Raw genomic sequence first — 723 nt, forward strand, 5'->3', positions numbered from 1 at the left:
TTACCTTTTTTGCTTTTGTTCTATTTGTGATTTATGATGTTGTTGTATCATCTGTTTTCAATTCGATGTTGCGCCTCGTTCATGCATTAGTTTGGTATCTCTGTGTTTGGTGCTCTCTGTCTGTTTCTGTTAGTACTATCGATGTGATCTCTGTTTTCCTTTTTTTTTTTTTTTTTTTTCAAGCAGATGAATTAATACGATTTTGGTGTTTTTTTTTTTGCAGAAGTGGACGTTTACGGCCGCCGCGCAGAAGCTTTGTTCCGCGAGAAGATGGTCGATTACGACGTACTCGTCAATTGCATCATGTGGGATACGACACGCACCGACCGCATCATTTACCGTGAAGATTTGAAGCGCTTGAAAAAAGGCGCGATGATTATCGACGTCAGCTGCGACCCGGAACTGGAAATCGAAACCTCGATACCAACGACGATTGACAACCCGGTCTATACGGTAGACGGCGTCGTCCATTATGCTGTCGATAACACGCCGGCGATGTTCCCGCATACGATCACGAAAGTGCTCAGCACGGGCTTTGCGCCGATGTTGGATGAGTTGCTTGAAGGGCGCATTTCTGAAATGGTCCAAAACGCCATCGTCATCGAAAAAGGCATCATCAAAGACCAGCGCATCACCGAATTCCGCCAAGCGCGCGGATTGACAGTCTAATATATAGAACAACATCGATCCGCCTTGGTCTCATTGACCAGGGCGGATTTTATT

Annotated in this window: 1 protein-coding gene; it reads left to right on the top strand. The window is 45.4% G+C overall.

From position 1 onward, the window contains the following. Nucleotides 1–225: 225 nt before the first annotated feature. Nucleotides 226–669 carry a hypothetical protein gene (locus tag BHE18_RS14895; RefSeq protein WP_235860335.1) on the top strand — a complete coding sequence of 148 codons (444 nt, stop codon included), beginning with the start codon at nucleotides 226–228 and terminating at the stop codon, nucleotides 667–669. Nucleotides 670–723: the final 54 nt, after the last annotated feature.

The organism is Rossellomorea aquimaris (assembly GCF_001877785.1).
Taxonomy (GTDB): Bacteria; Bacillota; Bacilli; order Bacillales; family Bacillaceae_B; genus Rossellomorea; species Rossellomorea aquimaris_A.